Raw genomic sequence first — 6,054 nt, 5'->3', positions numbered from 1 at the left:
TGATTTTCGGGCGGCCAGAGATAACTATCGTATTATACTGCTTTATAAGGTAAATTATTAACTAGGTCAAAACTCTAAGGAGTTCTGATAGGGCCGCTTGGCCTAGAAGTATCCGGCTTACTTAAAATCCGAACAGGTGCCGCCCAAGCCGGTCACAATGGTGCAGGTGTTGTAAACCAGCATACCCTGATAGCTGCCTGCGGGAGTGCCCTTTTCCCCGATGCCGTCGGCAATCAGCACATCCTCTGAAATATTCACGCCTGCCTCATTGGCGACGGTGCCCAGCACCTTGTCGTTGGCGGTTAGCTCCGCAAACAAAACGGGGACGCCGATCGCCTTAATCCTCTCGGATAGGGATTTAACCTTAGCTGCTGTGGGTTCTTCCTCGGTTGAGAACCCCAGCAGGGTACCTTCGACCACCAGACCATAGGCTCTGGCGTAATAGCTCATGGCATCGTGGGTGGTAATCAGACGGCGCTGATTCTCTGGAATGGTGGCAATTTGTTTGGGAATCCAGGCGTCTAAGCGCTCCAACTTACTGGTGAGGGTATCAGCATTGCTCGTGTAGGTATCGGCATTGTCGGGGTCGATTTTAATCAGGGTTTGCTCGATTTGCTCTACCATGCGGATGCCGTTTTCAACGTCATGCCAAATGTGGGGGTCTGGTTCTTCCTCCACTTCAATAATATCCTGGACGGCTTCTTCGTGTACCGCCACTTTGGGGGCTGGGGTGGTGCTTGCTTCCGCCATCTCAATAATCGACGGCTCAAAGTTCATCCCCGCGTAGAAGACGGCATCCGCTACCTCGATCGCCCGTCGGTCAGACGGCCTAGCTTGATAGGTGTGCGGGTCTTGTTCATAGTCGATCAGACAGTTGGGTTCCAACACCCCCTTCGCAATTTGCTCCACCATGCTGCAGAGAACGCTGTAGGAGGCGACGACCTCCGGAGTCCCGCCATCTGCCTGGGCGATTTCATCGGCATCTCTCCCTTCCCTCTGGGTGGCTATCGTCTCAGCAGTGCCGCCACCAGCCGCCAAGCCAACCACAACTGCTAAAGCAGCAAAAGTGCCTGCAAAACGAGGCTTTAACTGAAATAAAAAACCCATTGAAGTCTCCTGAATAAGTATATAATCGAGAAAATATCTTATTAAGTCCAGAACATGACCGTGGCAAACAAACCCAGTCTGTATCTGTAACAGAAGGTTGTCGCAACTGAGCAGACTGAAAAATTCAGTCGCTCCCCTTGGCAACCCTCCGGAAGTCTTATCTAGCAGCATTATGCAGCCAAACGACAACTCTCAATTCCCCCTCAACTGGGAAATTGTTAAATTTTGATATATATTCGCAATAGTATACCATCATCATATTTTATCATATTTATATCATATTTTTTTCATTTTCTATTCACTTTTTTCTAGAGGCAGACTATGCTGATTGTTAAAGATTTGTCCGTGAGGTATCGCAGTTTCACGGCGCTCAACAATGTGAGTTTTACCTTTGACCCTGGCGAGTCAGTGGGGATCATTGGCCCGAACGGGGCGGGTAAAAGCACGATGGTCAAAGCCATGCTGGGGCTGATTCAGTCGGCTACGGGTACCGCACTGCTGAAAGGGAAACCTCTGACACAGCAGCTTTCGCAGGTTGCCTACGTGCCCCAAAGATCGCAAATTGATTGGGACTATCCCGTCACTGTCTGGAATGTTGCCATGATGGGTCGTACCCTGCAAACCGGGCTGTTTCGTCGGCCCAGTCGCCAATCTCGCGAGCTGGTGAAGGCGGCGCTACAGCGGGTGGGAATGTACGAGTACCGCGATCGCAGCATCAGCGACCTATCCGGGGGGCAGCAGCAGCGGGTCTTTTTAGCCCGCGCCATGGCCAAAGAAGCCGAACTCCTGATTCTGGATGAACCCTTCATTGGAGTGGATAAGAAAACGGAATCCATTATGTTCGACATTTTTAACGAGCTGAAGACCCAGGCTAAAACCTTGCTCATCATCACCCATGACCTCAGCGAAACCCTGGATAATTACGATCAGCTGTTATTGCTGAACAAGCACATTGTCGCCAAAGGCCAGCGCCACGAAGTCATGACAGAAGATAACTTGCTTACCGCCTACGAAGGGCCGGTACTATCCGTCGCCGCCTAATATCTACACTATCGGAATTGATCAATCAAAAGGAGAATTTCTTGAACGTACTACTTGAACCCCTCAACTTTGAATTCATGCGCAATGCTCTGATTATGGGAATTTTGATGGGCATTTTGTGCGCTGTCGTGGGCAGCTACATGATCGTGCAGCAGATGAGCATGATGGGGGACATGATTGCTCACTCTATCATGGCCGGGTTGCCGGTGGCAGTTTTTCTGAGGTGGCCTCTGTCGGTGGGGGCGTTGCTGGCGGGGGTGGTGAGTGCCGTCGTGCTGTCGGGCATTGAGTCGCAATCCCGGCTAAAGCTGGATGGCGTAATGGCATTGATCTTTTCATCGTTTTTAGCCATTGGCACAACACTGGTAACGGTGCTGCCAGGAGCAAACCGTATCGATGTGATTCACATTTTGTTTGGCGACATCCTGGGGGTCAACCAGAACGATCTGAAACTGACCTTCGCCATCACATTAATCATTCTGATCGGCGTCTGGCTGTTTTACAAAGAGCTGTTGTTTTACACCTTTGACCCCATTGGTGCTCAGGCCGGTGGCATGAGGGTCCGCTGGTATTACCTCGGCATGGTCACCGCCATTAGCCTGACGGTGGTTGCCAGTCTGCAAACCGTAGGAGTTTTACTGGTGATGGGTATGCTGGTGGCACCTGGAATCACGGCTTATCTGCTGGTCAAAGAGCTGCACCAGATGATGATTGTGGGCGGCTGTCTGGGGGCATTTGCCAGTATTGCCGGGATGTATTTGAGCTATTACCTGGATATTCCTTCGGGGTCTGCCATCGTTCTAGTAGCTTTTGGGCTTTTTATGCTGGCGTTCCTGTTCAGTCCATCCCAGGGGATTTTGACACAATCTAGCTTTGTTAAAGACATCAACCATTAATGAAGTCAGAAGTTAGAAGTCAGAAGTCAGAAGTTATTTTTGTAACGGGGATTTGTTGTATGAAAACATATAGTTACCCCACAAGATCCAACCATATGTACTTCATACTTCTACAACTATTGTCCAATAAATAAATCATATCAAATCCGCTGGCTACGGTTCCCGAGAAATCGGAGTGATATAATTCTACCATTAGTATTGGTTAAAACTCCTAGTTGATGGAGGGTTTGGAGACCAAACCCCTACAGGAAATGAATTCTAGCGATACTACCGGATTTGATATCAAACATCAATCTTTGATAAAAAAAGGCTGAAACTTATACCTGTAAAGGCTTTGAACCATTTAACTATTGGCCAATAAATGAATAAAGCATCAATCTATAGAAATAGGGTGATATAGCTGCCACTAGGTTCACCTTTTATGTCGGGGACAACCGAAGAGCGGAACGGATGTTCTATTACCACTTTCATGCAACAAAGCCCAGCCAATTTGTCGCTTCAGGAGTCGCAACTTGTTTTTGTAATTGGGCGATCGCTGCTTATACTGCTGCAAGCTTTTCCTCAAAAGAACAAGTCTTTCTTGGTCTTACTCAGCGTCCATAGGCATAATCCCGCCTTCCACAGGATTGGTCAAGCGATCGCAGATTTTAGTTAAAACCTAAACTGAGTCCGGAATGTACTAACCCAAATAGTATCATTAACATCATCGTGATTAGGATTAGTAATCACAAATAAACCAGGAGTCAAAGAGATATTATCATTAACTTGAAAACGATAAATTGCCTCTATATGTATAGATGTATCATCATCCTTCAATGCATCATCATCACCCCCATCAGTAACAATAGGAGGAACACCTACCATCAAACCACCCATATTTCCTTCTCTCAATAAATCTGGGAAGGCAAAATACAACATTCCATTAATGATAGTAATATCATCATCATCGCCATTGCTAGTTTCTGGTCGTGCCCAAGTCGAACCAAACCAACCTCCCACTTCCAACTTTTCATTCACTCTCCAATGAGCTTGGAAACCAACGTTATCAGCAGTCGTGGCAATACCATCGAAGGGGTCTTGAGCTTTAAAACTACCAGTACCATTAGTAATATCTACCCCATCGTCACCCCAATACTTACGCACATAACCCAGAGTAAATGCCAAACTATCTGATGGTTCAATCACAAGTTGACCTAATGCACTGTAAGCACCATTGAATGCACCCGCACCCTCTTGAGGATTCGCCGGATCGTCTGCTAAGTAGGCTATATTTACCTGAAACTTATCATTAAATGCGTAGCTAAAACCAACACCTGCATTAGCAGGACCACGGAAACTTGTTGGGTTGCGTCGTCCGAATCTAGAAATAGTCCCATCTCCTTCATCTGCAAAGGGTGTCAGAACTAAGGAAACGTCATCTAGGTCAACTCCAATAGGACCGATTAGAGCTTGGGCACGTTCTCCAATAGGAAACTGATAGAACATTAGGTCAATACCAAAATCATCACTACCATCACCCTCATCAATAGAGGCAAGAGTCATTAAGGTATTAGTGAGTTCTGGTTCGCTCAACTCATTAAGATTATTAGCTTGTAGACGAGTAAAGAGCAAATCTTCTCCAGTAAAGCTAGTCTCAAACTCTAGCCTGACACGATAAGAAAGAGAGGTCTCGGTTTTGTCATTGCCAGAAGATTCTCCACGCGCTGATGCTCTTTCTCCAAAGGTATCATTTAACCAAAACAGAACTTCACCATTGAGTTTGGTGGTAGTGGAAAATTGGTTGCTTTCTAGTTCTGCTGTGCGTGCTTCTAAAGAATCTACACGACCCCGCAATGCTGCTAGTTCGGCTGCAAATTCTTCTTGTAAGCGTTGCAATACGGCTAAGTCTTCTCTGGTAACTAGGTTACTGGTTGCTGCTGCAATTAATTCTGTAATTCTGTCTAAGCAAGCATTTAATCCGGCAGCAAATTCAAAGCGAGTCATGGCGCGGTTGCCTTTGTAGGTGCCGTCTGGATAACCTGCGATACAACCATAACGTTCTACTAATGATTGTAATGCTTGGAATGCCCAATCTGTAGGCTGCACGTCTGATAATTGGGAGACAGATGTCACCTGATCTATTGCTTCTTCTGCTTCTAGCTCAGATACAGTGGGCATTGCTAATGAGGGGTCATCCATTGGTAGGGGACGAAATGCCTGGGCAATTTGTATTGGGGGAGTGGCCTGAGCAGCATTGGCTATAAATAAGGTGGTACTCAGAATAACGGGGCTATATTTTCTAGCTTTCTTAAAAAATATTTTCATTAATTTTTGACTCACTCCTATTAATTGTTCGTGGTATACCCTACTTAGTAAAGGATAAAAAGCAAATAATATCCTAACTGACTGCTGTGCAAGGCTTGTCAGAAAATAATTACTTATTGAATTTGTTTATTATTAACTCTTTATTTGGAAGTGTCAAGTTGAAAAAATTAATGGCCTCGGAATTTGCAGGGTAAACAAAATTATTTACCTATTCTAATTCTCTGCAATCTTTAGAAGGCAAAGAATTCAGCTTGTATAGATGTTTCATTAGTGGATAATGGATAATTACCTCTGGTTAAAACCGTAACGGAATTGAATATAGAAGCCCTAAGCGTATCTTCATAAATTTAGCAAGGAGACAGGAGACAGGAGGGAAGAAGAAAAAGGGAAGATATGTGGAGAAATAATACACAAAATTCAACACTCCACGACTATGATTTTCGGTCAAAATTGATGCGCGAAAAGACTTGAACGCCATAATTATATAGATCTCAAATGGGTTCTATAAGAGACTGTTTGTAAAGGAAATATAAAAAGGAGATAGGGAATAGGGAATAGGGAATAGGGAATAGGGAGGAAGAAATCAAGTACTCCCCTACTCCCCCACTCAATGTTTGGGTCAAGGCACAGAGCGATACGCATCATCAGATTCTTGAGGCCATTGGTATTACTCGCGTGGTCGAACCCGAGGGCGAATATGGTCGGC

At 45.6% G+C, this 6,054-nt stretch carries 5 protein-coding genes; 3 read left to right on the top strand and 2 right to left on the bottom strand.

Annotated features, from left to right (window positions below):
• Positions 1-117 precede the first annotated feature (117 nt).
• A complete protein-coding gene (locus F6K22_RS28365; protein ID WP_293105808.1) occupies positions 118-1,107 on the bottom strand; it encodes a metal ABC transporter solute-binding protein, Zn/Mn family in 990 nt (329 codons plus the stop codon).
• A 321-nt stretch (positions 1,108-1,428) separates the two neighbouring features.
• Between F6K22_RS28365 and F6K22_RS28360 the strand changes: the two genes are divergently transcribed.
• The 3 genes from F6K22_RS28360 (at position 1,429) to F6K22_RS28350 (ending at position 3,647) form a co-directional block, all read left to right on the top strand.
• Positions 1,429-2,148 carry a metal ABC transporter ATP-binding protein gene (locus tag F6K22_RS28360; RefSeq protein WP_293105805.1) on the top strand — a complete coding sequence of 240 codons (720 nt, stop codon included), beginning with the start codon at positions 1,429-1,431 and terminating at the stop codon, positions 2,146-2,148.
• Between the two features lie 17 nt (positions 2,149-2,165).
• Entirely contained in the window at positions 2,166-3,044 is an 879-nt protein-coding gene (locus tag F6K22_RS28355) for a metal ABC transporter permease (protein ID WP_363274623.1), read from the top strand.
• A 450-nt stretch (positions 3,045-3,494) separates the two neighbouring features.
• A complete protein-coding gene (locus F6K22_RS28350; RefSeq protein WP_293105802.1) occupies positions 3,495-3,647 on the top strand; it encodes a hypothetical protein in 153 nt (50 codons plus the stop codon).
• Between the two features lie 48 nt (positions 3,648-3,695).
• Here the strand turns inward: F6K22_RS28350 and F6K22_RS28345 are convergent, their stop codons facing one another.
• Positions 3,696-5,348 (bottom strand): iron uptake porin, encoded by a 1,653-nt coding sequence (locus F6K22_RS28345; protein ID WP_293105799.1) that lies wholly within the window; start codon positions 5,346-5,348, stop codon positions 3,696-3,698.
• Positions 5,349-6,054 lie beyond the last annotated feature (706 nt).

The organism is Okeania sp. SIO2F4 (assembly GCF_010672385.1).
Taxonomy (GTDB): domain Bacteria; phylum Cyanobacteriota; class Cyanobacteriia; order Cyanobacteriales; family Microcoleaceae; genus Trichodesmium.
Note: the sequence above shows the minus strand (reverse complement) of the source record. Positions and strands in the feature narration are given on the sequence as shown.

Coding starts and splice junctions, on each gene's coding strand:
- F6K22_RS28345 (WP_293105799.1), bottom strand. CDS start 5,348: ATGAAAATATTTTTTAAGAAAGCTAGAAAATATAGCCCCGTTATTCTG.
- F6K22_RS28350 (WP_293105802.1), top strand. CDS start 3,495: ATGTTCTATTACCACTTTCATGCAACAAAGCCCAGCCAATTTGTCGCT.
- F6K22_RS28365 (WP_293105808.1), bottom strand. CDS start 1,107: ATGGGTTTTTTATTTCAGTTAAAGCCTCGTTTTGCAGGCACTTTTGCT.
- F6K22_RS28360 (WP_293105805.1), top strand. CDS start 1,429: ATGCTGATTGTTAAAGATTTGTCCGTGAGGTATCGCAGTTTCACGGCG.